Source organism: Aliidongia dinghuensis (assembly GCF_014643535.1).
GTDB classification, from domain to species: Bacteria; Pseudomonadota; Alphaproteobacteria; order ATCC43930; family CGMCC-115725; genus Aliidongia; species Aliidongia dinghuensis.
Genome location: NZ_BMJQ01000007.1, coordinates 161,837 through 187,305 on the forward strand (window position 1 = coordinate 161,837; position 25,469 = coordinate 187,305).

Below are 25,469 nucleotides of genomic sequence, written 5' to 3' on the forward strand. Positions count from 1 at the left end.
CTACCCCTGCTCCCTAGTCGCCGAGAATTTCACGTCCGGCCAGTCCTGCTGGGTGCGGTTCAGTTCCCAGCTGTTGCGGGCCATGAACACGGGGGCGCCGTCGTGGTCTTCGGCCAGGCTGCCGCGCACCTCGTCGAGGAAGCGCTTCATCAGGGTCTTGTCGTCGGCGCTCACCCAGCGGGCGGTCTCGTAGGGCGCCTGCTCGAAATGCATCTTGAGGTCGTATTCGGCCCGGATGCGCTCGGCCAGCACGTCGATCTGCAGCTGGCCCACGACGCCGACGATCCAGTCGGTGCCGATGAGCGGCTTGAACACGCGGGTGACACCCTCGTCGGCCATCTGTTCCAAGGCACGCTTCAGGTGCTTCGATTTCATCGGGTCGTCGAGCCGGACGCGGCGCAGGATCTCGGGTGCGAAGTTCGGGATGCCGGTGACCTTGAGCTCCTCGCCCTCGGTCAGCGTGTCGCCGATCCGGAGCGTGCCGTGGTTCGGAATGCCGAGGATGTCGCCGGGCCAGGCCTCCTCGGCCAGGTTGCGGTCCTGGGCCAGGAAGAACATCGGGTTCTGCACCGCCATCATGCGGCCGGTGCGCACATGCTTCAGCTTCATGCCGCGCTGGAAGCGGCCCGAGCAAAGGCGCACGAAGGCGACACGGTCGCGGTGCTGCGGGTCCATGTTGGCCTGGACCTTGAAGACGAAGCCCGCGACCTTGGTCTCGGTCGGCGCGATCGCCCTGGGTTCAGCCGGCTGCGGGCGCGGCGGCGGCGCCAGCTCGGCGACACCGCCCAAGAGCTCGCGCACGCCGAAATTATTGATGGCGCTGCCGAAGAACACCGGCGTCAGGTGGCCGGCGCGATAGCTCTCGACGTCGAACGGCGGGCAGAGGCCGCGCACCATCTCGACCTCTTCGGTGAGCTTTGCCAGCGCATGAGCCGGCAAGAGCTCCGCGAGCTTCGGGTCGTCGAGCCCCGAGCAGCGCACGGCCTCGGTCACGCGCGCGCCCTCGCCGCGATCGAACAGGAGGAGCGTGTCGTTCAGGATGTCGTAGGTGCCGAGGAAGTCGCGGCCCATGCCGATCGGCCAGGTCGCGGGCGTGACATCGAGCGCCAGCTGTTCTTCGATCTCGCTCATGAGATCGAACGGATCACGCGCCTCGCGGTCCATCTTGTTGACGAAGGTGATGATCGGCACGTCGCGGAGCCGGCAGACCTCGAACAGCTTGCGCGTCTGGGTCTCGATGCCCTTGGCGGCGTCGATCACCATGACGGCGCTGTCGACTGCGGTCAGCGTGCGGTAGGTGTCCTCGCTGAAGTCCTGGTGGCCCGGCGTGTCGAGCAGATTGTAGGTCAGCCCGTCATAGACGAAGGTCATGACGGCCGACGAGACCGAGATGCCGCGCTCGCGCTCGACCGCCATCCAGTCCGACCGCACGCGCCGGCTGTCGCCGCGTGCCTTGACCTCGCCCGCCATCTGGATGGCGCCGCCGAACAGCAGCAGCTTTTCGGTCAAGGTCGTCTTGCCGGCGTCCGGATGCGAGATGATGGCGAAAGTCCGTCGGTTGGCGACGTGGCGATCGGCGACGGGGGCGGAAAGCGCGCTCATGGCCGCGCTTCTACCACAGGAGCCTCAGCACGCCATCATCAATGCAAGCAGAGGGGGCCTGCGACAGGATGTGCCGATCGCGTTGATGTCACGGGTCCTGTATAAACAACTGCGTGCGGCAACCTTGCTGCATCAATGACTTGAACCGAAGAGGGGAGTGGGCGAATGAAGATCCGATTCCAAGTCGGCATGGCCGCCATGGCGCTGGCGCTCGCGGCATTCGCCGCCGCACCGTCGGCCGAGGCCAAGACCACCACTTACCGCGTCGTGCTGAATGGCAAGAGCGAGACGCCGCCCAACACGACCAAGGGCACCGGTACCGGCACCGTCAAATATGACGACGCAACCAAGGAACTGAGCTGGAACATCAAGTATTCTGGCCTGACGGGCGACGCGAAGGCGGCCCATTTCCACGGCCCTGCCAAGCCGGGCGTTGCCGCCGGCGTCATGGTGCCGGCTTTCATGAAGGGCGAAGCCCTCATCAGCCCGATCATCGGGTCGGCGACGCTCACGGATGACCAGGCGACGGCGCTGACCGGCGGGCAGATGTATTTCAACATCCACACCCAGGCCAACCCGGAGGGCGAGATCCGCGGCCAGGTCGTGAAGGCCGGCGGCATGAAGATGCCGAAGAAGAAGGACGCTGCTCCGAAGACGGACGCGGCACCGAAGCAGTAACGGCAGCGCTGGGGCGGGGGCCAGTCTCCCGCCTCGTTTCGCGCGGATCCGCAACAGCGCGTTGCGCTGCTGCGGACGCGTAGACAAGTCCGGCGGCCCAGCATAGAGATAGGGAAAATCCACTCGAGGGGCTTCGAGAACGTATGGGCATTGGTTTCGACGGCATGTCGCGCCGGTCTTTCGGCCGGGTGATGCTCGGTACGGCAGCCGCCGGTCTTTCCGGCTTCGGCCCTTTCGCATCGGCCGAGGCTGCCGGGTTCGAACCGGCGCTCATCTATGACTACGGCGGCAAGTTCGACCGCTCCTTCAACCAGGCGGCCTACGACGGCGCCGAGCGGTTCAAGAAGGAAACCGGGCTCGCCTATCGCGAATTCGAGATCACCAACGAGAACCAGCGCGAGCAGTCGATGCTGCAGCTGGCGAAGCGCGGCGCCAGCTTGATCATCGGCGTCGGCTTCGGGCATCAGGCGGCGATGACCAAGGTTGCTGCGCAATATCCGAAGGCGCGCTTCACGATCATCGACGCGGTAGTCGATCAGCCGAACGTGCAGTCGATCGTGTTCCGCGAGCAGGAATGCTGCTTCCTTATCGGCATGATTGCCGCCCTCACCTCGAAGACCGGCAAGATCGGCTTTGTCGGCGGCATGGATGTGCCGCTCATCCGCCGCTTCGCCGCGGGCTATGCCCAGGGTGCCAAGTTTGCGAAGGCGGACATCGAGGTGTTCCAGACCATGACCGGCACGACGGTCTCGGCCTGGAACGATCCGGCGCGCGGCAGCGAGCTCGCGCGCAGCCAGTTCGACCGCGGCGCCGACGTGGTCTTCGCGGCGGCCGGTGCCACGGGCCTGGGCGTGCTGCAGGCGGCGGCCGACGCCAAGAAATTCTCGATCGGCTGCGATTCTAATCAGAACCCGCTGCATCCGGGCTCGGTCCTGACCTCGATGGTGAAGCGGGTCGACGTCGCGACCTACAACGCGATGATGGCCGCCAAGGACGACAAGTGGCAGCCCGGCACGCTCTCGCTCGGCCTCAAGGAGGACGGGCTCGACTATGCGATCGACGACAACAATCGGGCGCTGATTTCACCGGAAGTGAAGGCGCGCGTCGACCAGGCCAAGGCCGACATCATCGCCGGCAAGATCGTTCCGACCGACGTCGCGGCTCAATAACTTGATCGACGGGAAGTTGGTCGACGAGGCCGGGGCGGCGCCGGCGGTTGCGTTCGACCGGATCACCAAGCGGTTCGGTGCGGTCGTCGCCAACAATGGCGTGAGCTTCGACATCGCGGCCGGTACGATCCACGGCATCATCGGCGAGAATGGCGCCGGCAAGTCGACGCTGATGAGCATCCTCTACGGCTATTACCAGGCCGACGGCGGCGAGATCCGCCTCGGCGGTGCGCCTGCGCGCATCCAGAGCTCGGCCGACGCGATCCGGCTCGGCATCGGCATGGTCCATCAGCATTTCGTGCTGGTCGAGCCGTTCACCGTGCTCGAGAACCTGGCGCTCGGCCGCGAGGGCGGGCTCGTGCTCAAGGGCGGGCTCGACCAGGCGCGGGCGGCGGCGCAGGCGATCGAGGCGGCTTACGGCCTCGCGGTCGACCTCGATGCGCGCGTCGAGGACCTGCCGGTGGGATCGCGCCAGCGGGTCGAGATCCTGAAGGCGCTCTATCGCGGCGCCGAGATCCTGATCCTGGACGAGCCGACCGGCGTCTTGACGCCCGACGAGGCGCTGCAGCTGTTCCAGATCCTCCGGCGCCTGAAGTCCGAAGGAAAGACGGTGCTGCTCATCACCCACAAGCTCAAGGAGATCATGGCGGTGACCGACCGGGTCACCGTCATGCGCGCCGGCCGGGTCGTGGGCGATGTCGCGACCGCCGAGACGAACGAGGCGGACCTGGCCGAGCGCATGGTCGGCCGCAAGCTCGCGGCCCTGCCCGAGCCGCTCGCGGTGGTGCCGGGCGAGCCCGTCCTCTCTGCCGAGGGGCTCCGCGTCCGCGATGCGGCCGGCGTCGAGCGGGTGCGCGGTGTGGATCTGGCGCTTCGGCCGGGCGAGATCGTCGGCATCGCCGGCGTTTCCGGCAACGGCCAGTCGGAACTGATGGCGGGCTTGGCCGGCCTGGCGCCGCTCGCCGGCGGCCGGCTCACCTGGGCGGGCGCCCCGGTGCCGACCGCGGACACGGCGACCGCGCTGCGCCGGCTTGGCCTCGGCCATATTCCGGAGGACCGGCACAAGGACGGCATGGTGGGCGCGTTCGAGGCCTGGGAGAACTCGATCCTGGGATATCACCGCGATCCCGGCCATGCGCGCGGCCCCTGGCTGCTCGAACGCGCGGTCAAGGCGATGACGCGCCAGCGCATGGCGGACTACGACGTCCGGCCGCGCGACGAGCGGCTCCGGACAGCCGCCTTCTCCGGCGGCAACCAGCAGAAGCTCATCTGCGCGCGTGAGATGGCGCGGGGACCCAAGGTGCTGCTGGTCGGGCAGCCGACGCGCGGCGTCGATGTCGGCGCCATCGAGCAGATCCATGCACGGCTCCGCGCACTCAAGGCGGCGGGCACGGCCATCCTGCTCGTCTCGGTCGAGCTCGACGAAATCCTGGCGCTTGCGGACCGCATCCTGGTCATGGTCGACGGCCGCTTCACCGGCGAGCTGCGCTCAACCGACGCGACGGAGCGGGCGCTGGGCCTGCTGATGGCCGGCGTGCAGGGCGAGGCGGCGTGATGCGGCGCGATCTGCCAGTGCTGGTCGACTATCTGCTGATCCCGGCGCTCAACCTGGCGCTCGCCTTCCTGGTCGGCGCCGTCGTGCTGGCATTGATCGGTGTCTCGCCGTCGGACGCACTCGGCACGCTGCTCGATGGCGCCTTCGGGTCCCTGGACGGGCTCGGCTACACGCTCTATTACGCGACCACCTTCATCTTCACCGGCCTCGCGGTCGCCATTCCCTATCAGGCCGGCCTGTTCAACATCGGCGGCGAGGGCCAGGCGACGCTCGGCGGGCTCGGTGTCACGCTGGTCTGCCAGGCCATGGGCGGCTATCCGCTGTGGCTGACCTTGCCGCTCGCGATCCTCGTCGCCGCCCTGTTCGGTGCCGGCTGGGCGGCGGTGCCGGCGGTGCTTCAGGTCAAGCGCGGCAGCCATATCGTCATCACGACGATCATGTTCAATTTCCTGGCCGCCGCCTTCATGACCTACCTGCTGATCGACATGCTGCGCGCACCGGGCGACCCCTCGCCCGAGACGGGTGCCTTCCCGGCGTCGACGGCGCTGCCCTATGCCCATGAATGGGCACAGCACCTGGGGCTCGCCATGGAGGAATCGCCGCTCAACCTGAGCTTCCTCGTGGCGCTCGCCGTGGCCTTCCTCGCCTGGCTGTTCATCCGCCGTACGCGCTGGGGCTATGAGATCCGCGCGACCGGCCATAATCCGTCGGCCGCCGCCTATGCGGCGATCCCGGTCGGCCGGGTGACGGTGCTGGCGGTCTGCCTCGGCGGCGCCTGCGCCGGCCTCGTCGGCATCAACGAGGTCATGGGCGTGCTGCATCGCCTGGTGCTGGGCTTCACCGCCGGTGCCGGCATCGTCGGCATCGCCGTGGCGCTCATGGGCCGCAACCACCCGTTCGGCATCGTGCTGGCCGCGATCCTGTTCGGGGCGCTCTACCAGGGCGGCGCCGAGCTCGCGTTCGACTATCCGCAGGTCACGCGCGACATCATCGTGGTGATGGACGGGCTCGTCATCCTGTTCTGCGGCGCGCTCGAGAACATGCTGCGGGCGCCGGTGACGAGGGCGTGGCAGCGCTGGCGCGCGGTGCCGGCATGAGCCTCGTCGACATCCTGTCGGTCCTGGCCGCGACCATCCGGCTCGCCACACCGCTGGTGCTGGCGACGCTCGGCGGCTTGTTCTCGGAGCGGGCCGGCGTGGTGGCGCTCGGCCTCGAGGGCATGATGCTGGCCTCTGCCTTCGCGTCCGCCTGCATCGCCTCGATCAGCGGCTCGCCGTGGCTCGCGCTCGCGGCGGGCATGAGCATCGCCATGCTGCTGTCGCTCGTTCATGGCTTTGCCGCGATCACCCAGCGCGGCGACCAGGTCGTCTCCGGCATGGCGCTCAACATCCTGGTCGCGGGCTTGTGCCCGAGCCTCGGCCTCGCCTGGTTCCACCAGGGCGGCCAGACGCCGGCCTTGGGCCACGACATGCGCTTTATGCCGATCACGCTGCCGCTGGCCGATACGCTCGCCGGCGTACCGGTGCTGGGACCGGTCTGGAACAACCTGATCGGCGGCCATAACCTGATCGTCTATCTGGCGGCCGTGCTGCTGCCGGCCTCGGCTTGGCTGCTCTATCGCACCTCGTTCGGCCTCCGTATCCGCGCGGTCGGCGAGAACCCGCACGCGGTCGACGCGGCCGGCCTGTCGGTCGCCGGGTTGCGCTACGGCGCGCTCGCCTTGAGCGGCCTCTTGGTCGGGCTGGCGGGTGCCGACCTGTCGATTGCCGAGGGGGCGGGCTTCGGCCGCGACATGACGGCCGGGCGCGGCTATGTGGCGCTTGCGGCGCTCATCTTCGGCAAATGGCGGCCGGTGCCGGCGTTCGGCGCCTGCCTGCTGTTCGCCTTCTGCGACGCGCTGCAGGTGCGGCTGCAGGGCGTGGCGCTGCCGCTGGTCGGCGTGGTGCCGGTGCAATTCGTCGAGGCGCTACCCTATCTCTTGACCGTATTGCTGTTGGCGGGCTTCGTTGGTGCGGCGCGCGCGCCGCGCGCGATCGGCCTGCCGTTCGTCAAGACGCGGTGATGAGGATGGCAACCCAGGATCTGCTGCAGGCGGCGCTCACGGCCCAGGCCCGCGCTCATGCGCCCTATTCCGGCTTCAAGGTCGGGGCCGCACTCCGCGCCGCGGACGGCACGATCCATGCCGGATGCAACGTCGAGAACGCGGCCTTTCCGCAGGGCCAGTGCGCCGAGGCGACGGCGATCGGCGTGATGGTCGCGGCCGGCGGCACCGCCATCACTGAGATTCTGGTCGTGGCCGATGGGCCGGAAACGGTGACGCCCTGCGGCGGCTGCCGCCAGCGCCTCGTCGAGTTCGCCGATCCCGCGACGCCCGTGCATCTTGCTGGGCCCGAGGGCGTGCGCGCGACGGTCAGTCTGGGCGAACTGCTGCCGCGCGCCTTCGGCTGGCGCCAAGTCAAACCCGAGAGCAAGCCATGAGCATCGAAGACGCCGTCCATAACATCGGCGAGCGCCGGCCGGGCTTCCGGCCGCGCGTCGCCTTCGTCCTGGGCTCGGGCCTGGGCCAGGTTGCCGAGCGGATCGAGGCGCCGACTCGGATCTCCTATGCCGAGCTGCCGGGCTTCCCGGTGCCGACCGTTGCGGGCCATGCCGGCTCGCTCGTGCTGGGCCGCCTCGCAGGCGTCGATGTCCTGTGCCTGAACGGCCGCGTCCATGCCTATGAGGGTGGCGATGGGGCCGAGCGCCTCAAGGTGCTGGTGCGCACGGTGAAGCAGTCGGGCGCTGAGGTTCTGGTGCTGACCAATGCCGCGGGCTCGCTCCGCCCCGAAGTCGGTCCCGGCAGTCTGGTGCTGATCCGCGACCATATCAACATGCTGGGCTTCAACCCGCTGCAAGGGCCGAACGACGAGGCCTGGGGCCCGCGCTTCTTCTCCATGCGCGACGCCTACGACCCGGCGCTCGCCGCGCGCTTCCACGAGGCGGCCAGGGCGGCCGGGATTGCGCTGCCCGATGGCGTGTACCTGGCCTATCCAGGCCCGAACTTCGAGACGCCGGCGGAGATTCGCGCGTTCCGCACCTTGGGTGCCGATCTCGTCGGCATGTCGACCGTGCCAGAGGTCTTGGTCGCCCGCCATTGCGGCCTTACGGTCGCGGCGCTCTCGGCCGTCACTAACCTCGCCGAAGGCATGAGCGAGGTGACGCCCAGCCACGCCGAAACCCTGGAGCAGGGCGCCAAGATCGCCCAGTCGCTCGAAAAACTGATCCTCGCCTTCCTGGAAAGCCTCAAGCATGGCGTCTGATCCGCATACAACCGCCAATCTGCGGCGCATCGCCCAGCGGCTCTTGCCGCTGATCGACCTCACCAGCTTGAACGACAGCGACGATGCCGCCGTGGTCGAGCGGCTGTGCGCCCGTGCGCGCACGCCGGCCGGCAATGTCGCCGCCGTCTGCATCCATGCACCGCATATTCCGGTTGCGAAACGAGCGTTGGTCGGCACCGATGTGCCGATCGCGACCGTGACCAATTTCCCGGCCGGCGCCGCCGATGTCGCCGCGGCCGCCGAGGAAACGGCCAAAGCCGTAGCGCTCGGCGCCGACGAGGTCGACGTGGTCTTCCCCTATGGCGCACTCATCGCCGGCGACCGCACGGTCGGGCTCGAACTGGTCAAGGCGTCGAAGGCCGCTTGCGGCGGCAAGGTGCTGCTCAAGGTCATTCTCGAGACGGGTCAGTTGAAAACGCCGCAGCTGATCCGTGCGGCCTCCGACATCGCGATCGCCGGCGGCGCCGATTTCATCAAGACCTCGACCGGCAAGACCCAGCCGGGCGCCAGCCTCGAGGCGGCCGAGGTCATGCTGGGCGCGATATCCGACGCGCGCGCCCAGCGCCGCTGGGTCGGATTCAAGGCGTCCGGCGGCGTGCGCACCGTGTCGGAGGCGCAGGCCTATCTGGCGCTCGCCGACCGCATGTTGGGCGACGGCTTCGCCAGTGCCGCCACGTTCCGGGTCGGTGCTTCGGCGCTGCTCGACGACGTGCTGATCTGCCTCGGTCTCGACGCGTGATCGCGAAGGAGCTGCTCGCCCGCAAACGCGACGGCGCCGCGCTCGCCGCTGACGAGATCGCGTTCCTGGTCGGCGGTATCACCGACGGCAGCCTGACCGAAGGCCAGGTCGCGGCCTTCGCCATGGCGGTGTGCTGCCGCGGGATGGAGCGTGCGGAACGCGTGGCGCTGACAGACGCCATGACGCGCTCCGGCCGGGTGCTCGACTGGCGCGACCTCGGCAAGCCGGTCGTCGACAAGCATTCGACCGGCGGCGTCGGCGACAAGACCAGCCTGATGTTGGCGCCGATCCTCGCGGCGGCGGGCGCGGCGGTGCCGATGATCAGCGGCCGCGGCTTGGGTCACACCGGCGGTACGCTCGACAAGCTCGACGCGATCCCCGGTTATCAGACCCGGCCGCCGCTCGACCGCATCCGCGCCGCGATGGCCGAAACCGGCGCTGCGATGGTCGGTCAGACCGATGACCTGGCGCCGGCCGACAAGCGGCTCTACGCCATCCGCGATACGACCGGGACGGTCGAATCGATACCGCTTATCACGGCATCGATCTTGTCGAAGAAGCTCGCGGCCGGGCTCCAAGGTCTGGTGCTCGACGTCAAATACGGCTCCGGCGCCTTCATGGCCCGGCCCGAGCAGGCGCGCGCGCTGGCGCAGTGCCTGGTCGAGGTCGGCGATGGCGCCGGCCTCGCGGTCACGGCGCTCTTGACCGACATGAACGAGGTGCTGGGTGACAGCGCCGGCAATGCACTCGAAGTGCTCGAGGCGGTTGAGTATCTGACCGGCGTCCGGCGTGAGCCGCGGCTCGATGCCGTCACCCGCGGGCTCGCGGTCGAGATGCTGCGGCGCGCCGGCCTGGCCGGCGATGAAGCAGAGGGTGCGGCGTGCGTCGAGCAATTACTCGCCTCGGGTGCCGCGGCCGAGACGTTCGGCCGGATGGTCGCGTCGCTCGGTGGTCCCTCTGATTTCATGGCCAAGGCGAGGGCCCATCTGCCGGCGGCGCCGGTCGTGCGACCCGTGCTGCCGGCATGGCCCGGCGTGCTTGCGGCACTCGACGCGCGCCGGGTCGGGCTCGCCGTGCTGGCGCTTGGCGGCGGACGCAATGCGCCGGCAGACCCGATCGACTATGCCGTAGGCTTCAGCCGCTGCGCCCATATCGGCGACGCTGTTGGGCCGGACCGGCCGCTGGCGCTCGTCCATGCCCGCACCGAGGCCGCGGCCCAAGTGGCGATCGCCGCGCTGCAGGCGGCCGCGGTCATCGGCGACAGGGCGCCCGCGGCCCGCCCCCTGATCCTCGATCGGCTGGAGAGCTGACATGGCCCGCGCCTTCGTGATCGTGCTCGATTCCCTCGGCATCGGCGGCGCGCCGGATGCTGACCGCTTCGGCGATGCCGGTTCCGACACGCTGGGCCACATCGCCGAGCGCGTGGCGCCGGAGCTGCCGAACCTGGCGCGGCTCGGCCTCGGTGCGGCCGCCGCGATCGCGACCGGCCGCGTGCCGCGCGGCTTCGCAACACCTGGCGCCGGTGCCGGCTTCTGGGCCGCCGCGGCCGAGGCCAGCCGCGGCAAGGACACGCCGACCGGCCATTGGGAGATCGCCGGCTGTCCGGTCCATTTCGACTGGGGCTATTTCCCGGCTGGATTCCCAAGCTTTCCGGCTGAGCTGACCGATGCGCTCATCCGCGACGGCGGTCTGCCGGGCATCCTCGGCAACAAGGCGGCCTCGGGCACGGCGATCATCGAGGAGCTGGGCGCGGAGCATATCGCGACCGGCAAGCCGATCCTCTACACCTCGGCCGACAGCGTGCTGCAGATTGCGGCGCACGAGAGCCATTTCGGGCTCGACCGGCTGCTGACCCTCTGCGAGCAGGCGCGGGTGCGGTGCGATCCCTACAATATCGGCCGGGTCATCGCCCGGCCGTTCGTGGGGGCACCCGGCAGCTTCAAACGCACGGCCAACCGGCGCGACTATGCCGTGCCGCCGCCGGCCGACACGATGCTCGACCGGCTCGCCGCCGCCGGCCGCAGCGTGATCTCGCTCGGCAAGATCGGCGACATCTTCGCCCATCGCGCCACCGGCACGATCGTCAAGGGCGAGAGCAATGCGGCTTTGATGGCGAAGAGCCTGGAGCTGGTCGCAACGGCGCCCGACGGCGGCCTTGGCTTCGTCAACCTGGTTGATTTCGACACGCTCTACGGCCATCGCCGCGACCCGGCGGGCTATGCCGGAGCCTTGGTCGAGTTCGACCGCTGGCTGCCGTCGCTCGAGGCGGCGCTCCGGCCCGGCGACCTCGTCATCCTGACCGCCGACCACGGCTGCGACCCGACCTGGACCGGCACCGACCATACGCGCGAATGCGTGCCGGTCGTGGGCTTCGGCCCCGGCATCACCGGCGGCGCCCAGGGCCTGCGCCAAAGCTTCGCCGACATCGGCGAGACAGTGCTGGTTCATCTGGGCCTGCCGGCAATCGGCACGGGGCAGGCGATCGGCCTCTAGATCAGCTGCGATTTCAACCAGTCGCGCAGCGTGACGCAGGCTTGCGTGCCGCCGAATTCCGTGACGATCGTCGTGATCGGGGCGGCTGGCTCGCTTTCTCGGGTCACGAAGTTGAGCCAGGCGATCGTGAAGCGCATGGGATCGACGCGTTTCACCTGCCCAAGGGCCCGTCCGATGCTAGCCATGGCACCGGTCGCTTGGGGCAACTGCACACTGGCCATGGTCTCGGGCTTGGTCTCGACCGCCTTCTTCACGCCGAACTTGACGGCGCTCGGTGCGCTCTTCACGCCATGCTGGACGACGGGGCCTGCCACGGCCGCGGCAGCGTAGACCGGCGCCAGCAGCGGTCCCAGCACGAGCGACGCCTGGCTGAAGACGAAATCGATATCCTGCTTCTGGATGAAGGCGTCGCAATAGAGCGACAGCTCGAAGAAATAGCGATCGGCGAACGGGTGATCCGACTTGCCGGCGAGCAGGGCTTTCTCGCGCAGCGCATCTCTCACCTCCTCGGCGATCGGACGCATCATGATGGCCGGGGCCGCGGCGCGCACGAAATAATCCAGGCTTTTCCAGGTCGTCTCTTCGCCGAGATATTTGTCGAACGTGGCGGTGCTCTTCACGTCGTTGAACGCCGCCAGCACGGGCTTCAAGAGCTCGGGTTCGGTCTTTTTCGCGGCCAGTGCGGCGGCGTGCGCAATGCGCATGCGGCCGTAGAAATTGGCACTCTGCGGCCCCTGGTCCGGTACCCGCCGCGTCACGGCCGAGGACCGGCCGCGCGTCTGCATCGCCGCTTCCTCGCGCTCCCACTCCAGCGCGCTCATCACCTGGGTTTTCATCGGCTCGGGCGGGGTCACCACGTTCGCCTGCAAGACGACGTGCCTGAAGCAATAGGGCGAACGCTTCGCAACCAGAGCATCCTGGCCGCAGCCAGCGATCTTGCATTTCGGCATGAGCGCAATCCATGAAAAGAAATGAGCGGGACGGACGGAGCGAATTGCGGCATGTGCGGAGAGGCCGGCGCCGGGAGCTCTGCGCACGATGCTGAACATTATGGTGTGGCTGGTTGAGGAACCCTTTACTGCTGGTCTGATGCCGGGGTTTCGACGCCGTGATGCCTCAGAAGCTGGGCACGCCGGGGATGTGGACATGCAGGCCGGTTTCGCGCACGGCGTCGCGCACCTTGTCCGAGGTGCGGCCCTGAAGCTCCGGCGTCTCGGAGGCGTCGCCCGGATAGGCGTCGGGCTGCGGCCGGGCCAGCTTGAAGCCGTCGAGGACGACGACGCCGAAGCCCCAGGGGGCGGCCTCGCAGGCCATGGTATGCTGCTCCGGCGGCCGGCCCTCGACCGGCAGCAGATAGGTGAGCTCGATCTGCCGTACGGGCGGCACCACTTTCAGGTCGTACTTGATCACGTCCGGCTTCGCCGCCTCGTCCCGATAGCGGTCGCCCAGCTGATAGGCGCACAGCCAGACGTCGGTCGACAGGGTCGGGCTCAGGCTCACCGTGGAGCAACCGGCGGAAGCCAGGCAGGTGAGGACCGGGAGGAGAGGGGAAAGACGCATCGGGGAAGGGCTCCGGAGGCACGCGAACGAGTTTACCCCGAACCTTTACCAGAACTCGCTCAATCGAAACGCAAATTCCTTACGCCCCGTCATCGTACACCCGTCATCGTGCGCTCGTCATCGTGCCCGGAACCGGTCACCGTTGGCGATGAGCGCTTCGCCGAGGGCGGCGGCCGGACCCAGGAGCCGCGGGCCGGCGCCGACCACGACGAATTCGGTCTCGCCCAACTCCGGCAGGCCTGAGGTGGCCGGCAGTTCGTGCAAGCCGCCGACCGCCAGGTTGCGCGACTGCGCGATGATGCCGAGACCGGCGAGTGCCGCGGCGCGCAGCCCGCTCAAGGAGCCGCTGGTGCAGGCGATGCGCCACGGCCGGCCGGCGCGCTCCAGCGCCTCGATCGCAGCCGTGCGCGTGATGCTGGGCGGCTGGAACAGGATGAGCGGCACCGGCCGGTCCGGATCGGGCCGCCACGGGTCGGCGCCGGACCAGACCAGGCGCTCGCGCCAGACGACCTGGCCGCGCGGGTCGTTGGCCCGGCGTTTCGCGAACAGCAGGTCGAGCTCGCCTGCATCGAGCTTTTCATAGAGAGCGCCGCTCAGGCCCACGGTCAGCTCCAGGTCGACCGAGGGGTGGCGGCTCTGGAACGCACGCAACACCTCGGGCAGGCGCGATAGCACGTAATCTTCCGACGCGCCGAAGCGCAACCGTCCGCGCAGCTCCGTGCCGGCGAAATAGCGCTGGGCCCGCTCATTGGCCTCGAGGATGCCCTGGGCGAAATCGACCATGGCATCGCCGTCGACCGTGAGCGTCACCGAATGGGTATCGCGCACGAACAGCCGGCGGCCGGTCTCGGCTTCGAGCTTGCGGATGTGCTGGCTCACCGTCGGCTGCTGGAATCCCAGCCGATGGCCCGCTTCGGTGAAGCTCCTGGCACGGGCGACGGCGAGGAAGCTCTTGAGCAGGACCGGGTCGTACATGGCGGTCTCCGTCATTGCGATTTGCAATGATAGTAAGTTTGCCAAGCGCAGTTCACAATGAGCGCGATCGACGCGATCTTTCGGGGGATTTCGAATCGCCGAAGGTTCGCGCCATGTCTCCAGCTGCCCTTGTCGCCCGCCTGCGCCTCGATCCCTTCACCATGGCGCTCTTGACCGTGGTTGCGACCGCGTCGCTCTTCCCGGTGCGCGGCTTCAGCGCCGACGCGCTCGGTGTCGTGACCGACATCGCGATCGGCGTCATGTTCTTCCTCTACGGCGCGCGCCTGCCGCGCGAGGCCGTGGTCGCGGGCCTGACCCACTGGCGCCTGCATCTCCTGGTGCTGCTCAGCACTTTCGTGCTGTTCCCCATCCTGGCGTTCGGCGCCAAGGTGCTGGTGCCCACATATCTCTCGAACGACCTCTATGTTGGCATCGTCTATCTGGCGGTGCTGCCCTCGACCGTGCAGTCGTCGATTGCCTTCACCTCGATCGCGCGCGGCAATGTCGCGGCGGCGATCTGCAGCGCGTCCGCCTCCAACCTGATCGGCATGGTGTTGACGCCGCTCATGGTCGGGCTGCTCTTGAGCGCCCACGGCGGCGGCCTGTCCCTGCATGCGGTCGAGGCGATCGCGGCCCAACTGTTCCTGCCGTTCGCCGCCGGCCAGGCGCTCCGGCCCTGGCTCGGCGCCTGGGCCGACCGGCGCAAGAAGGTGCTGAGCTACACCGACCGCGGCTCGATCCTGCTCGTCGTCTACGGCGCCTTCAGCGAGGCTGTGGTCGGCGGCATCTGGCACCAACTGCCGCCGGCCGATCTCCTCGTCATGGTCGCGGTCGACGCCGCACTCCTGGCGCTCGTGCTGATGATCACGACGGTCGCGAGCCGCGCCTTCGGCTTCGGCAAGGAGGATGAGATCGCCATCGTGTTCTGCGGCTCGAAGAAGAGTCTCGCGACCGGCGTGCCGATGGCGAACGTTCTGTTCGCGGGGCAAGCGGTAGGCCTCATCGTGCTGCCGCTGATGCTGTTCCACCAGATCCAGCTGATGGCTTGCGCGGCACTCGCCCGCCGCTATGCGGCAAGGGCGGACAAGGCGGCCACTGCGCCGGAACGATCGGCCGTCGCGGCTTGACACTTCCGTCGTCCCGGCGCAGGCGGGGACCCAGGATTGCCGTAAAGGCTTTCACCACCGAGCGCGTGGCTCTGGATCCCCGCCTACGCGGGGACGACGAGGTGTTGGCTCAATCCACGAAGAAATCCGGGATCAGCGGTCGGCCCGGCTCGGTGGCGTATTGCTCGAAGTCGGTCACGCCCGCTTCCTTCAGGACCTCGTCGTCGATCAGGAACTGGCCAGTCCGCGCGCGCGCGGGGCGGGTCAGGATCGCATGGGCCGCGTCGGCCATGATCTCGGGCTTGCGCGTGCAGGCATGGTCGAGGCCCGGGATCATCTTCAAGGCGGCGGTCAGGATCACGGTCCTCGGCCAGAGCGCGTTCACCGCGATGCCCTCGTCGCGGAATTCCTCGGCCATGCCCAGCACGCACAGACTCATGCCGTATTTCGCAATCGAATAGGCGACATGGTTCTTGAACCAGCGCGGCTCAAGGCTCAAGGGCGGCGACAGGGTCAGTACGTGCGGGTTCGAGGATTTCCGCAAAAACGGCAGGCAGGCGCGCGTGGTGACAAACGTGCCGCGCGTGTTGATGCCCATCATCAGGTCGAAGCGCTTCGGTTCCGTCTCGAGCGTGCCGGTCAGGCTGATGGCGCTCGCGTTGTTGATGCAGATGTCGATGCCGCCGAACGTCTCGGCCGTCTTGGCGACGGCGGCGGCGACCGCGTTCTCGTCGCGGATGTCGACCTGCAGCGGCAGCGCCTTGCCGCCGGCCGCTTCGATTTCTTCCGCTGCACTAAAGATCGTGCCGGGCAGTTTCGGGTTCGGTTCGGCCGTCTTGGCGGCGATCGCGATATTGGCGCCGTCGCGCGCCGCCTTGAGCGCGATCGCGAGGCCGATGCCGCGGCTGCCGCCGGTGATGAACAGGGTCTTGCCCTTGAGCGATGCCATGATCAGACCTCCCGTCACTTGCCGGTGAAGTGCGGCGGGCGCTTCTCGACGAAGGCCGTGACACCCTCCCGGAAATCGTCGCCCGCCGCACAGCGCGCGAAGCTCTCGGCCTCGGCTTGCAACTGGGTCTCGAGCGTGCTGTTCAAGGATTGCTGCAAGAGCCGCTTGGTGCCGGCATATGCCAGGCCCGGGCCGGCGGCCAGGCGCTGCGCGAGCTTCATGGTGGCTTGGGCGAGCTCGGCCGCCGGCACGACGCGGTTGACAAAGCCGAGGCGTTCCGCCGTCGCGGCGTCGAACCGGTCGCCCAGGAGCGCGATCTCCATCGCCTTCTTCATGCCGACGATGCGCGGCAGCCCATAGGTCGAGCCGCCGTCCGGGCTGGTGCCGATCAGGATGTAGGCGAGCGTGTAGTAGCTCTCCTCCGACGCGACGGCCAGGTCGCAGGCCATAAGCAAGCTCATGCCGAAGCCCGCGACCGCGCCATGGACCTGGGCCACGATCGGCTTCGGCATGCGACGCATTGCCGTCACGATCGGATGGATCTTGTAGACGGTCTGCTCGAAGGTCGAGCGTTTCTCCTCCTGCGGCATGGTCACGGACTGGGCGAACATCTTGATGTCGCCGCCGGCCATGAAGGCCGGGCCGTTGGAGTTCAGGATCATGACCTTGATCGTCGGGTCGTGCTCGACCTTGGGCAGGATCCGATTGAGATCCTCGATCATGGCGCCGTTCAGCGAGTTGTAGGCCTCGGGCCGATTGAAGGTGACGGTCGCGATCGGCCCGTCGATGGTCAGCAGCACGGCTTCGGACATGGCATTCTCCCTTCGATTTTCTCGTTCAATGAATGGTCGGCCGCTCGACTGAGGCGCGCGGGGCGGCGGCGAGGTCGCGCTCGGCGTCGAGCCAGGAATGGATGCCGTCGGGCAGCGGCGGCGAGGGATAGGCATAGCCGATCGCCGCCAGCATCTCGGTCATGGGCAGTGCGCGGGCGCCCTCGGTGAAGATGGCCTTGGCATAGCCCACGGCATGCGCATGGCCGTCGACGACGAACTGCTGCTCGACGAACAGCCATTTCTCGTCCCAGCCGAGCACGCGGGTAATGAGGTCGTAGCGCTGGAACGGCTTCAGCGGCCGGCGATAGCGCATGGTGACGCTGCCGAGCACGGCGCTCCAGCGCCGCTTCCACAGGATGCGCCAGAAGCCCGAGCGCAGCACCAGGTCGAGCCGTCCCAGGTCCATGAGCGTCAGGTACCGGCCGTTGTTCATGTGGATGTTGATGTCGAGGTCGTTCGGCCAGACACGGAACGACACGATCGACCGGCCGAGCGGATCGATCCGGGGCCCGAGGAGCCCCCAGATCAGCACGCGCAGCAGCCGGACGATGAGGTTCATGGGACCTCTGGCAGATGAGCGGTTGAGAGGCCCTCACCCCAACCCTCTCCCGCAAGCGGGAGAGGGAGGGACCCGCGGGAGCGGGAGGGTGAGGGTGCGTGCAGGTGCGGCGTCTCAGAACGCCGCGTCTTCCATTTCCATCAACGGCTTGGCGCCCGCCATGATCGCGGCGGCATGGGCGTTCGTCTGCGGCAGCACGCGGGTCACGTAGAAGCGTGCCGTCGCGATCTTGCCGCGATAGAAGAGCCCGTCCTCGCCGTCGACCTTGGGCAGCGAGACCTCGACCATGCGCGTCCAGAGATAGCCCACCGCGACCAGCGCGAAGAGCTGCAGGTAGTCGGTCGCGGCGGCGCCCGCCTCGTCCGGGTCCGCGAGGCCCTTCTGGGCGATGAAGGCGGTGATCTGCTGCAGCCGGGCGAAGGCCTTGGCGACCGGCAGGATGAATTCCTGCAGCTCGGGCTTCTGCGAGGCCTCCCGGATGTAGGCGTCGACCGGATGGAAGAACCGGCGCAGCAGCCGGCCCATGTGCATCGGCATCTTGCGGCCGACCAGGTCGAGCGCCTGGATGCCGTTCGTGCCTTCATAGATCTGCGCGATGCGGGCGTCGCGCACCAGCTGCTCCATGCCCCATTCGCGGATATAGCCGTGGCCGCCGAACACCTGCATGCCGGTGTTGCAGGATTCCGACCCCATGTCGGTCAGATAGGCCTTGATGATCGGCGTGATGAGCGAGACCAGATCGTCCGCCGCCTCGCGCTCGGCGGGATCGGGATGGTGCTTCGCCTTGTCGATCTCCTTGCCGATCCAGACGGCAAGCGCCCGGCCGCCTTCGACCTGGCTCTTCATGGTCAGGAGCATGCGCCGCACGTCCGGATGGACCAGGAGCGGGTCCGCGGGCTTCTCCGGATATTTGGTGCCGGTCAAGGCCCGGCCCTGCAGCCGGTCCTGGGCATAGGCGCGCGCCGACTGGTACGAGGTCTCGGCAACGCCCAGGCCCTGGATGCCGACGCCGAGCCGCGCCGTGTTCATCATGGTGAACATGGCCTTCAGGCCCTTGTGCGGCTCGCCGCACAGCCAGCCCGTGGCGCCGTCGAAATTCATGACGCAGGTCGAGGACGCCTTGATGCCCATCTTGTGCTCGATCGAGCCGCAGGCGAGGCTGTTGCGCTTCGGCCCGCCGTCGCCGTCCAGGTACTTCGGCACGATGAACAGGCTGATGCCGCGCACGCCCGGCGGCGCGTCGGGCAGCTTCGCCAGCACCAGGTGCACGATGTTCTCGGTCAGGTCATGCTCGCCGGCGGAGATGAAGATCTTGGTGCCGGTAATGGCATAGCTGCCGTCGCCGTTCGGCTCCGCCTTGGTGCGGATCAGCCCCAGATCCGTGCCGCAATGCGGCTCTGTCAGGTTCATGGTGCCGGCCCATTCGCCGGACGCAAGCTTCGGCAGGTATTTCTGCTTGAGCTCATCCGAGGCATGGGCCGCGATCGCGTTGTAGGCACCGCCCGACAGGCCCGGATACATGCCGAACGACATGTTGGTCGAGCAGATCATCTCCTCGACCAGGAAACTCAGCACATGCGGCAGGCCCTGGCCGCCGTATTCCGGATGGGCCGAGAGCGACGTCCAGCCGCCTTCGCGGAAGGCGTCGTACGCCTCCTTGAAGCCCTTGGGCGTACGGACCACGCCATTCTCGAACGTGCAGCCCTCCTCGTCGCCGGAGCGGTTGATCGGGAACAGCACGTTCTCGCAGATCTTCGACGCTTCCTCGAGCACGGCGTCGAAGATCTCCGGCGTCGCGTCTTCGAGACCCGGCCAGGAACTCACCTCCTCGACGCCGAACAGCTCGTGCAGCATGAACTTGTATTCGCGCAGCGGGGCCTTGTAGGTCGCCATCTAACTGCTCCTCAATTCCGAAGCGGCTTGCCGGTTTCGAGCATGTGCTCGATCCGCGCCAGCGTGCCGGGGGTCTTGATCAGGCTCATGAACGCTTCGCGCTCGAGCTCGGTCAGACGGTCCTCGTCGATCTCGTCGACCATGTCCGTGTCGCCGCCGGCCAGCACGCGGGCCAGCGCGCCTGCCACGACGACGTCGTGCTTGGTTGCCTTGCCCTGGCGATGGAAGTCGGCCACGGCCAGGTTGAAGCCGGCCTCGGCCGTGGGGCCCGGCAGCCGCAGCTTCTGCGGTTCCGGCGCCTTGTAGTCCTTGGCGAGCGCCAGGACCTTGGCCTTGGCATCGGCGAGCAGCCGGTCGGCATTCATGGTGATGCCGTCGGCCGGGCGGAGGATGCCCAACTCCCTGGCGTCCTCGGCCGAGCGCGAGACCTTGGCGGTCGAGATCGTCTCGAACACCTGGGCCAAGGCCGACATCGGGCCGCCCGGACGCTTCTTGTTGTTAAGCGCCCGGAGCGTCAACTCCTTGCAGCCGCCCCAGCCGGGGATGACGCCGACGCCGACCTCGACCAGGCCGATGTAGAGCTCGGCATGGGCCTGGATCGCGTCGGAATGCAAGCAGACCTCGCAGCCGCCGCCCAATGCCATGTTCTTCGGCGCCGCCACGACCGGGAAGGGCGCGAACTTCAAGGCCTTGTAGGTCGCCTGGCCGGCGGCGACACTTTCCTCGATGGTCGGCCACATGGCGATGTTGGCGGCGAAGATGGCGAGGCCCAGGTTGGCGCCGACCGAGAAGTTCGAGCCCTCGTTATAGACGACGAGCCCCTTCATGCCCTTGCCGACGATGCCGATCGCCTTCTGGATCATTGCCATGATCTCGGGGTCGATCGAATTCATCTTGCTGGTGAATTCGAGGCAGGCGACGCCGTCGCCGATGTCCCAGAGCGCGGCCGAGCCGTTCTTGGCGAGCGGTTTCGAAGCGCGCTTGATGTCTTCCAGGAGCAGCACGCCATCCGGCCGCACGACCGGCTTGTAGGCGCCGTCCACCGTCAGATACTCGAGCTTGCCGTTCTCGACGCGGTAGAAGCTCTTGCCCTTTGCCGTCAGAAGCAGGGCCGGGACCTTCTGGCCGGCAACCTCGAGCGCTTCGATCACCCGGTCGACGCCGATCCGGTCGATGAGCTCGAACGGCCCATACTTCCAGTTGTAGCCGAGCTTCATGCCGGCATCGAGCTCGGCGACCGTGTCGCAGATCTCCGGTACCAGCGAGGCGGCATAGGCGAGCGTGCCGCCGATCGCGGCCCGGGCATAGGCGCCGCCGCGGTCGTGATGGCTGAGAACCTCGGCCGGGTGCTTCAGGCTGGCGCTTTCGAGCTCCGCCTTCTGCTGCGGCCGGTATTCGCCGGTCTTGAGGTCGATCGCTTCCTTGCGCTTGCCGGCCTCGCGGTTGAGGCGATAGAAGCCGCCCTTGCCTTTGCGGCCGGTATAGCCGTCTGCGATCATGCGCTTGAAGAGTTCGGGCGTGCGATAGATCGCCTGGTAGGGATCGCTCGCCGGCAGGGTCGTCTGCAGCGACTTCGAGACATGCGGCATCAGGTCGAGGCCGACCAGGTCGATGAGGCCGAACACGCCGGTCTTGGGAATGCCGAACGGCTTGCCCATGACCGCGTCCGCCTCCTCGACGGTGAGGCCCAGGTCCATGGCCGCGTTGATTGAGGCCTGGATCCAGTAGGTGCCGATGCGGTTCGCGATGAAGCCCGGCGTGTCTTTGCAATGGACGATGCCTTTGCCGAGCTTTTCGTCGCCGAACGCCTCGACCGCCTTCACCGCGTCGGCGCGCGTCTCGGGGCCGGCGACCAGCTCGAGCAAGCGCATGTAGCGCGGCGGATTGAAGAAATGGGTGACGAGGAAGTCGCGCGCAAAGCGCTGCGGCAGCCCTTGGGTCAGGATCTTGAGCGGGATGGTCGAGGTGTTGGACGACACGATCGAGCCGTCCTTGCGCACCGCCTCGACCCGGGCATAGAGGTCGCGCTTGACCTGCGGATCCTCCAGCACGGCCTCGATGATGAGGTCGCAATCCTTGAGCAAGTCGAGATGGTCCTCGAGATTGCCCGTTGTGACGAGCTTGGCATTGCGCGGATGCATGAAGGCCGCCGGATCGGCCTTCAGGAGCTTCTGCACGGCGCCTTCGGCGATGACGCTGCGGTTCTCCGCACCCTTCGGAACGATGTCGAGCAGGACGACCGGCACGCCGGCATTGGCGATATGGGCGGCGATGCCGCTGCCCATGACGCCGGCGCCGAGGACGGCGGCTTTCTGGATGGACATGGGATGTTTCCCTTCCGCTCTATCGGCCTTAGACGGCTTCCAGGATGGTGGCGATGCCCTGACCGCCGCCGATGCACTGGGTCGAGAGCGCGTAGCGCTTGCCCTCGCGCTTCAAGAGCGAGGCAGCCTTGCCGGTGATGCGGGCGCCGGTGGCGCCCAGCGGATGGCCGAGCGCGATGGCGCCGCCGTCGAGGTTGACGCGCGAGACATCGATGCCGAGGTCGCGGATGCAGCCGATCGACTGGGACGCGAAGGCCTCATTGAGCTCGATCACGTCGATGTCGCCGATCTTGAGGCCGGCGCGGGCCAGCGCCTTCCTGGTGGCGGCCACCGGGCCGATGCCCATGATCTCCGGATCGCAGCCGGCGACCGCGATCGACTTGATGCGCGCCAGGATCGCGAGGTTGTGGGCCTTGGCATAGTCCTCGGTGCAGACCAGCGTGGCGGACGCGCCGTCGGTCAGCGGCGAGGAAGTGCCGGCCGTGACCGAACCCTTCTCGTCGAACGCCGGCTTCAGGCCGGCCAAGCCCTCGGCAGTCGTTTCCGGGCGGATGCAGCCGTCCTTGGTGACGAGGCCGCCGGGCGCCTTGATCGGCACGATCTCGGCCTCGAGCTTGCCCGCGGCTTGCGCTGCGGCGGCCTTCTTGTGGCTTTCGACCGCGAAGGCCTCCTGCTCGGCGCGGCTGATGCCGTAGCGGCTCGCCACGTTCTCGGCGGTCTGGCCCATCGACATGTAGGCGCCGGCGTAGGCCTTGGCCAGTTCCGGGTTCGGCATCGGGTTGAAGCCCATCATCGGCACGCGGGTCATGCTTTCGACGCCGGCACAGATGAAGGCGTCGCCGGCACCCATCTGGATGGCGCCCGCCGCCATGTGGATCGACTGCATCGACGAGCCGCAGAAGCGGTTGACGGTGGCACCCGCGACCGAGATCGGCAGCTTGGCGAGGAAGCTGATGAGGCGTGCCACGTTCAGGCCCTGCTCGCCCTCGGGGAAGGCGCAGCCGACGATCAGGTCCTCGATAGTCGAGGGATCGATCTTGGTGCGTTCGACCAGGCCGGCGACGACCTGGGCCGCGAGGTCGTCCGCGCGCACCCGCGTCAGATCGCCCTTCTTGGCGAAATGGAACGGCGACCGGGCGTAGCCCGCGATCACGACGGATTTCATGATGTCGGCAACTCCTCTGCGTTTCCCGTCCGCCGTTTTGCCGCGGCGGCTGTACGTTGGTTGATAGTGTTGACGAGCAGGGACTCAAGCTCGCGCAATTCGTGCAAAGTCGTCTGGAGCTCGCTCAGCTGCAATTCGAGCTCCGTGATGCGGGCGCGGCTTTTGGCCAGCGTCTGGTGCATCTGCTCCAGATGGTCGTGGTCGACGTAATAGAGATCCAGGAGCTCGCGGATGTCGCTCAAGGAAAAGCCCAGCCGCTTGCCGCGCAGGATCAGCTTGAGGCGCGCGAAGTCGCTCGGCGTATAGACGCGGTTGCCGCCGACGCGGCGCGGCGACAGCATGCCCTGGTCTTCATAGAAACGGATGGCGCGGGACGACACGCCCAGCTCGGCGGCGAGGTCGCCGATCGAGTAGACCGCCTGATGGCTGCGCTCTGCCTCGTTGGGCGGGGCGGTGGTCAGATCACCATGCTCGTTCGTGCCCATGGGGTCCTTGACGTTAACGTCAACTGGTTTCCGTTTACGTAAACTAGAGTGATGCGGGCGTCAAGAGGCGGTCGATGATCGGCTAGGCACCGCCCGCCCGGTTTCTCTTCGATCGACCTTGGTCCGGGAAGATGACAATAGGCCGATCGAAGACGAAGGAAAATGTTCTTGGGGTTTTGGAAGTAAATTGCGCCCTATTCGTTTTCTTGCGGCGCGATGATTTGTATCAGGCTGCCGATATCAGGCTGCGGGCGCCGCGCGCGCCGCTTCCTCATCCTGCAAAGCCTTCTTCGACAGCTTGCCGACCTGGGTCTTGGGCAGGCTGTCGCGGAACTCGATCATCTTGGGCATCTCGATCGGCGACAGCTTGTCCTTGAGGAAGGTCTTCAAGGTCGCCTCGTCCAAGGCGCTGTTGGGGCGGCGCACGACGAACGCCTTGACGGTCTGGCCGCGGTACGGGTCGGCGACGCCGATGACGACGCATTCCGCCACTTCCGGATGGTGGTAGATCGCTTCCTCGACGTTGCGCGGGTAGACATTGTAGCCGCCGGCGATGATCAGGTCCTTGATCCGGTCGACCAGGAAGATATAGCCGTCCTCGTCGATATAGCCGACGTCGCCGGTGCGAAGCCGTCCATCCTTCAGCACCTTCGCTGTCTCCGCCGGATTGTTCCAGTAGCCGGCCATGACCTGCGGGCCGCGCACGCAGACCTCGCCGCGCTCGCCCTGTGGCATGAGCTTGTCGGGGTCGTCGAGCGAGACGATCTCGATCACCGTCTGCGGCATGGGCAGGCCGATCGAGCCCGCCTTGTTGAGGCCGGAGAGCGGATTGGCGGTTGCAACCGGCGAGGTCTCGCTCAAGCCGTAGCCCTCGCACACAGTGGCGCCAGTCAGCCGCTCGAACTCCGCCTTGACCTCGAGCGGCAGGGGCGCCCCGCCCGACAGGCAATAGCGGATCGACGACAGGTCGTACTTGGCGATGTCCTTGTGATGGTTGATCGCCGTGTAAAGCGTCGGTACGCCCGGGAACATCGACGGCTTCTTGCGATGGATCGTCTCCAATAGCTGGTCGATGTCGAAGCGCGGCAGGAGGATGATCTCGCAGCCGCCGGCGATTGCCAGCGTCTCGGCCACGGTCAGCGCGAACACATGGAAGAACGGCAGGACGGCCAGCACTTTTTCATGGCCGAGCCGGGCCGTCGGGAACCAACTCAGGCACTGCTCGGCGTTGGCGACGATGTTGGCATGGGTCAGCATGGCGCCCTTGGGCGTGCCGGTCGTGCCGCCGGTATATTGCAGCAGTGCCACGTCCTTCAGCGGGTCGACCTCGACCGGGCGCGGGGCGCCGTCGTTGGCGGCAAGCGTGCGGAACGCGATATGCCGCTCGTCACGCGGGAAGCGCGCGATGTCCGACCGCTTGGCCAGCGGGTAGAGCAGGTTCTTCGGGAACGGCAGGATGTCCGCCATGGCGCAGACGATGATCTTTCGGAGCCTGGTCTGGCCGAACATCCGCGCGAGCTTCGGGTATGTGGCGACATGGTCGAGCGTCACCATGATCTCGGTGCCCGAGTCCTCGATCTGGTGCTTGATCTCGTGCTCGACATAGAGCGGGTTGAAATTGACGCAGGTGCCGCCGGCCTTCATCACGGCGAACAGGAAGATCACCGAATAGGGCGTGTTGGGTAGGAACAGGCCGACCCGGTCACCCTTCTTCAGGCCCAGGTCCTGCAGGCCGCGCGCGGTCCGGTCGACCAGACGGCCGATCTCGGCATAGGTGAAGCGGCGGTCGAGAAAATCCAGGCACGGCCTGTCGGCATAGTGCGCGACCGATCGGTCGAGCAGGCTCCAGACCGGCCCGATCGCAAGCGGGCCCGACCAGGACACATCCTTGGGGTAGGCGGCGGGCACGACATAATCGATCCCATTCGACTGCATCAGGCGACGTCCCACAGCAAGCCGCCGCCGCTTGGGCCTCGGGCCCGTAACGGCTGCGGACCGGTTGGCCGATCCTCGGGGGGGGGCGGCAGCCCGCTCCCTGGAATCGGCCTTCCATTGAAGATCCTC

The 25,469-nt window shown here is 67.5% G+C and carries 23 protein-coding genes; 11 read left to right on the forward strand and 12 right to left on the reverse strand.

Translation table 11 applies throughout. The features are described 5' to 3' along the window. Window positions 1-1,602 (reverse strand): peptide chain release factor 3, encoded by a 1,602-nt coding sequence (locus tag IEY58_RS14780; protein WP_189047047.1) that lies wholly within the window; start codon window positions 1,600-1,602, stop codon window positions 1-3. A gap of 165 nt (window positions 1,603-1,767) precedes the next feature. Here IEY58_RS14780 and IEY58_RS14785 point away from each other — a divergent pair, with 165 nt between their 5' ends. From IEY58_RS14785 to IEY58_RS14830, 10 genes are all read left to right on the forward strand, one after another. Then, window positions 1,768-2,280, forward strand: a complete 513-nt coding sequence (locus tag IEY58_RS14785) for a CHRD domain-containing protein (RefSeq protein WP_189047048.1) — start codon at window positions 1,768-1,770, stop codon at window positions 2,278-2,280. Between the two features lie 143 nt (window positions 2,281-2,423). Next, on the forward strand, window positions 2,424-3,449 hold the full coding sequence (locus tag IEY58_RS14790; RefSeq protein ID WP_229743734.1) for a BMP family lipoprotein: 1,026 nt from the start codon (window positions 2,424-2,426) through the stop codon (window positions 3,447-3,449). A 1-nt stretch (window position 3,450) separates the two neighbouring features. Then, entirely contained in the window at window positions 3,451-5,004 is a 1,554-nt protein-coding gene (locus IEY58_RS14795) for an ABC transporter ATP-binding protein (protein WP_229743735.1), read from the forward strand. Next, complete coding sequence (locus tag IEY58_RS14800) at window positions 5,004-6,101, forward strand: ABC transporter permease (RefSeq protein WP_189047050.1); 1,098 nt, start codon at window positions 5,004-5,006, stop codon at window positions 6,099-6,101. The genes IEY58_RS14795 and IEY58_RS14800 overlap by 1 nt, the downstream gene beginning before the upstream one ends. Beyond that, a complete protein-coding gene (locus IEY58_RS14805; RefSeq protein WP_308422425.1) occupies window positions 6,071-7,066 on the forward strand; it encodes an ABC transporter permease in 996 nt (331 codons plus the stop codon). The genes IEY58_RS14800 and IEY58_RS14805 overlap by 31 nt, the downstream gene beginning before the upstream one ends. Continuing rightward, window positions 7,066-7,482, forward strand: a complete 417-nt coding sequence (locus tag IEY58_RS14810; RefSeq protein WP_308422426.1) for a cytidine deaminase — start codon at window positions 7,066-7,068, stop codon at window positions 7,480-7,482. The genes IEY58_RS14805 and IEY58_RS14810 overlap by 1 nt, the downstream gene beginning before the upstream one ends. Next, complete coding sequence (locus IEY58_RS14815; protein ID WP_189047052.1) at window positions 7,479-8,303, forward strand: purine-nucleoside phosphorylase; 825 nt, start codon at window positions 7,479-7,481, stop codon at window positions 8,301-8,303. The genes IEY58_RS14810 and IEY58_RS14815 overlap by 4 nt, the downstream gene beginning before the upstream one ends. Beyond that, window positions 8,293-9,063: a deoxyribose-phosphate aldolase gene (gene deoC, locus IEY58_RS14820; protein WP_189047054.1), complete on the forward strand. Its 771-nt coding sequence runs from the start codon at window positions 8,293-8,295 to the stop codon at window positions 9,061-9,063. Before IEY58_RS14815 ends, deoC begins: the two co-directional genes overlap by 11 nt. Continuing rightward, complete coding sequence (gene deoA, locus IEY58_RS14825) at window positions 9,060-10,373, forward strand: thymidine phosphorylase (protein ID WP_189047056.1); 1,314 nt, start codon at window positions 9,060-9,062, stop codon at window positions 10,371-10,373. Before deoC ends, deoA begins: the two co-directional genes overlap by 4 nt. Window position 10,374: 1 nt before the next feature. Further along, the gene (locus IEY58_RS14830) at window positions 10,375-11,556 is read left to right on the forward strand and encodes a phosphopentomutase (RefSeq protein ID WP_189047058.1); all 1,182 of its coding nucleotides are present in this window, start codon (window positions 10,375-10,377) and stop codon (window positions 11,554-11,556) included. Here IEY58_RS14830 and IEY58_RS14835 read toward each other — a convergent pair. The 3 genes from IEY58_RS14835 to IEY58_RS14845 all read right to left on the reverse strand — a co-directional run bounded on the left by IEY58_RS14835 (window position 11,553) and on the right by IEY58_RS14845 (window position 14,091). Continuing rightward, on the reverse strand, window positions 11,553-12,506 hold the full coding sequence (locus tag IEY58_RS14835; RefSeq protein ID WP_189047060.1) for a hypothetical protein: 954 nt from the start codon (window positions 12,504-12,506) through the stop codon (window positions 11,553-11,555). The genes IEY58_RS14830 and IEY58_RS14835 overlap by 4 nt on opposite strands. Window positions 12,507-12,672: 166 nt before the next feature. After that, window positions 12,673-13,116 carry a hypothetical protein gene (locus IEY58_RS14840; protein WP_189047062.1) on the reverse strand — a complete coding sequence of 148 codons (444 nt, stop codon included), beginning with the start codon at window positions 13,114-13,116 and terminating at the stop codon, window positions 12,673-12,675. Between the two features lie 117 nt (window positions 13,117-13,233). Then, a complete protein-coding gene (locus tag IEY58_RS14845) occupies window positions 13,234-14,091 on the reverse strand; it encodes a LysR substrate-binding domain-containing protein (protein ID WP_189047064.1) in 858 nt (285 codons plus the stop codon). Between the two features lie 113 nt (window positions 14,092-14,204). Between IEY58_RS14845 and IEY58_RS14850 the strand changes: the two genes are divergently transcribed. After that, window positions 14,205-15,218 carry a bile acid:sodium symporter family protein gene (locus IEY58_RS14850; RefSeq protein WP_189047066.1) on the forward strand — a complete coding sequence of 338 codons (1,014 nt, stop codon included), beginning with the start codon at window positions 14,205-14,207 and terminating at the stop codon, window positions 15,216-15,218. Window positions 15,219-15,327: 109 nt separating this feature from the next. On the opposite strand, the gene IEY58_RS14855 is transcribed toward IEY58_RS14850, so the two are convergent. The 8 genes from IEY58_RS14855 to IEY58_RS14890 form a co-directional block, all read right to left on the reverse strand. Further along, entirely contained in the window at window positions 15,328-16,146 is an 819-nt protein-coding gene (locus IEY58_RS14855; RefSeq protein WP_189047068.1) for an SDR family oxidoreductase, read from the reverse strand. A gap of 14 nt (window positions 16,147-16,160) precedes the next feature. Next, the gene (locus tag IEY58_RS14860) at window positions 16,161-16,958 is read right to left on the reverse strand and encodes an enoyl-CoA hydratase/isomerase family protein (protein WP_189047070.1); all 798 of its coding nucleotides are present in this window, start codon (window positions 16,956-16,958) and stop codon (window positions 16,161-16,163) included. 25 nt (window positions 16,959-16,983) lie between these two features. Further along, window positions 16,984-17,538 carry a thioesterase family protein gene (locus IEY58_RS14865; RefSeq protein WP_189047072.1) on the reverse strand — a complete coding sequence of 185 codons (555 nt, stop codon included), beginning with the start codon at window positions 17,536-17,538 and terminating at the stop codon, window positions 16,984-16,986. 114 nt (window positions 17,539-17,652) lie between these two features. After that, window positions 17,653-19,431 carry an acyl-CoA dehydrogenase C-terminal domain-containing protein gene (locus IEY58_RS14870; RefSeq protein WP_189047074.1) on the reverse strand — a complete coding sequence of 593 codons (1,779 nt, stop codon included), beginning with the start codon at window positions 19,429-19,431 and terminating at the stop codon, window positions 17,653-17,655. Window positions 19,432-19,442: 11 nt separating this feature from the next. Continuing rightward, window positions 19,443-21,755, reverse strand: a complete 2,313-nt coding sequence (locus IEY58_RS14875; RefSeq protein ID WP_189047076.1) for a 3-hydroxyacyl-CoA dehydrogenase/enoyl-CoA hydratase family protein — start codon at window positions 21,753-21,755, stop codon at window positions 19,443-19,445. A gap of 28 nt (window positions 21,756-21,783) precedes the next feature. Beyond that, a complete protein-coding gene (locus IEY58_RS14880) occupies window positions 21,784-22,920 on the reverse strand; it encodes a thiolase family protein (protein ID WP_189047078.1) in 1,137 nt (378 codons plus the stop codon). Beyond that, window positions 22,917-23,405 (reverse strand): MerR family transcriptional regulator, encoded by a 489-nt coding sequence (locus IEY58_RS34635; protein WP_189047080.1) that lies wholly within the window; start codon window positions 23,403-23,405, stop codon window positions 22,917-22,919. The genes IEY58_RS14880 and IEY58_RS34635 overlap by 4 nt, the downstream gene beginning before the upstream one ends. A gap of 240 nt (window positions 23,406-23,645) precedes the next feature. Further along, window positions 23,646-25,340: a long-chain-fatty-acid--CoA ligase gene (locus tag IEY58_RS14890; RefSeq protein ID WP_189047082.1), complete on the reverse strand. Its 1,695-nt coding sequence runs from the start codon at window positions 25,338-25,340 to the stop codon at window positions 23,646-23,648. Between the last annotated feature and the right edge of the window lie 129 nt (window positions 25,341-25,469).

Coding starts and splice junctions, on each gene's coding strand:
- IEY58_RS14890 (WP_189047082.1), bottom strand. CDS start 25,340: ATGCAGTCGAATGGGATCGATTATGTCGTGCCCGCCGCCTACCCCAAG.
- IEY58_RS14835 (WP_189047060.1), bottom strand. CDS start 12,506: ATGCCGAAATGCAAGATCGCTGGCTGCGGCCAGGATGCTCTGGTTGCG.
- IEY58_RS14845 (WP_189047064.1), bottom strand. CDS start 14,091: ATGTACGACCCGGTCCTGCTCAAGAGCTTCCTCGCCGTCGCCCGTGCC.
- IEY58_RS14785 (WP_189047048.1), top strand. CDS start 1,768: ATGAAGATCCGATTCCAAGTCGGCATGGCCGCCATGGCGCTGGCGCTC.
- IEY58_RS14810 (WP_308422426.1), top strand. CDS start 7,066: ATGAGGATGGCAACCCAGGATCTGCTGCAGGCGGCGCTCACGGCCCAG.
- deoC (WP_189047054.1), top strand. CDS start 8,293: ATGGCGTCTGATCCGCATACAACCGCCAATCTGCGGCGCATCGCCCAG.
- IEY58_RS14850 (WP_189047066.1), top strand. CDS start 14,205: ATGTCTCCAGCTGCCCTTGTCGCCCGCCTGCGCCTCGATCCCTTCACC.
- IEY58_RS14860 (WP_189047070.1), bottom strand. CDS start 16,958: ATGTCCGAAGCCGTGCTGCTGACCATCGACGGGCCGATCGCGACCGTC.
- IEY58_RS14800 (WP_189047050.1), top strand. CDS start 5,004: ATGCGGCGCGATCTGCCAGTGCTGGTCGACTATCTGCTGATCCCGGCG.
- IEY58_RS14780 (WP_189047047.1), bottom strand. CDS start 1,602: ATGAGCGCGCTTTCCGCCCCCGTCGCCGATCGCCACGTCGCCAACCGA.
- IEY58_RS14870 (WP_189047074.1), bottom strand. CDS start 19,431: ATGGCGACCTACAAGGCCCCGCTGCGCGAATACAAGTTCATGCTGCAC.
- IEY58_RS14830 (WP_189047058.1), top strand. CDS start 10,375: ATGGCCCGCGCCTTCGTGATCGTGCTCGATTCCCTCGGCATCGGCGGC.
- IEY58_RS14815 (WP_189047052.1), top strand. CDS start 7,479: ATGAGCATCGAAGACGCCGTCCATAACATCGGCGAGCGCCGGCCGGGC.
- IEY58_RS34635 (WP_189047080.1), bottom strand. CDS start 23,405: ATGGGCACGAACGAGCATGGTGATCTGACCACCGCCCCGCCCAACGAG.
- IEY58_RS14840 (WP_189047062.1), bottom strand. CDS start 13,116: ATGCGTCTTTCCCCTCTCCTCCCGGTCCTCACCTGCCTGGCTTCCGCC.
- IEY58_RS14875 (WP_189047076.1), bottom strand. CDS start 21,755: ATGTCCATCCAGAAAGCCGCCGTCCTCGGCGCCGGCGTCATGGGCAGC.
- IEY58_RS14790 (WP_229743734.1), top strand. CDS start 2,424: ATGGGCATTGGTTTCGACGGCATGTCGCGCCGGTCTTTCGGCCGGGTG.
- IEY58_RS14865 (WP_189047072.1), bottom strand. CDS start 17,538: ATGAACCTCATCGTCCGGCTGCTGCGCGTGCTGATCTGGGGGCTCCTC.
- IEY58_RS14880 (WP_189047078.1), bottom strand. CDS start 22,920: ATGAAATCCGTCGTGATCGCGGGCTACGCCCGGTCGCCGTTCCATTTC.
- IEY58_RS14855 (WP_189047068.1), bottom strand. CDS start 16,146: ATGGCATCGCTCAAGGGCAAGACCCTGTTCATCACCGGCGGCAGCCGC.